At 32.7% G+C, this 1,191-nt stretch carries 2 protein-coding genes; both read right to left on the bottom strand.

The window, feature by feature from the left end; all coding sequences use genetic code 11:
* The coding region (locus O970_RS09665; protein WP_133459486.1) for an endonuclease V at positions 1–449 on the bottom strand (449 nt) is incomplete at its 3' end.
* A gap of 50 nt (positions 450–499) precedes the next feature.
* Positions 500–1,191 (bottom strand): hypothetical protein (locus O970_RS10030; RefSeq protein ID WP_166667120.1); only part of this gene is annotated, 692 nt, incomplete at its 5' end.

Here is a 1,191-nt window from a genome sequence, read left to right as displayed (position 1 = left end):
CCCGCCATTAATTTAATGTTTGCAGCTGCCTCTTCTAATGGAGTACCGATTGCCGTAACATATAGTGGATGTTTACTTTGACCACGTGCCACTTCTATCAAATATTGACTATTTCCAGCAAAAGGTTTTTTAGCGACGCCAATAATAGGTATATTGTTATTTAAAGCATTATAAAGATAGCCACCTAAGCCTATCTGTCCTTCTGCTAAGTGCACATACCCATCAATAATAATGCTTGAAATCGTTGATAAATCAATACGATTCAATAGCGACATAATACAAGGTAGTTCGCGGCGATAAAATTGGCCCGATTGATAAGGGGCAACATTATCCTGATAATCCGTAATCACAGCATTAATATCTGACGTGGTATCAGTCCAATGTTCAAACAAAATCCCCACTGTTTTTGCTTGATTCTCCATATAGTAAACATCAATTGCAAGTATCATTTATCGTTATATCCTTTTATTAAATACGTAATTATATGTTTATTTATTACTTAATGTTTTAAATTATCAGGTAAATATTCTTGAAAAATGCGTTTATAGTAGTCAACTAAATCAACATCAATAGAGCAACTTTCTTTTAAAAAAAAGAGTACTGATGCTAACTCAGTAAAACGTTGTTTTTGCTTTTTTATAATGAAAGGATCATCGCCTTTATTAAGATCTAGTTCTGATACGGTTAAATGTTGTAAAGACTGCAGCTTTTGTATTTCCATTATCGTTGATGGTTGAACATTTGTATGGTATAACTCTAACTGCTTAACCTGATTTAAAAGACCTCGATCTAACCATTGATTAAATAACACATCATCAATATACCAAATCGATAAATTATCAGCAAAGATCGCTGGTTTTGCCAGTAAATCGTCAAAGGTTTTAAAATCAAGGCCAAGATCATCCCTTGGTACCAGTAACGAGACATAAGCATAATTGTCTTCAATAAGAGCACGACTGATCTGTTTTTGTTCATTGAAATATAATTTTAAATTACCTGAGTAGTTTTTCCCTTCATAATCCGAATAGCTTGATTCAATCCTTTTATATGTATTGTTTTCCCACTCTAAAGACCACGTCCTATCTCTCATTGTTTCAGTAATATCCATATGATTTTCTTCGTATTTTTTTATTCTTCCTGTACTATCAGGAATAAAAACAATATGTTTTACCACCCAGCCATCAATACATA

Origin of the sequence: Candidatus Schmidhempelia bombi str. Bimp, assembly GCF_000471645.3 — a bacterium.
Classification (GTDB): Bacteria; Pseudomonadota; Gammaproteobacteria; order Enterobacterales; family Orbaceae; genus Utexia; species Utexia bombi.
The sequence above is the reverse complement of the archived record's forward strand: the minus strand, read 5'-3'. Positions and strand labels throughout refer to the sequence as shown.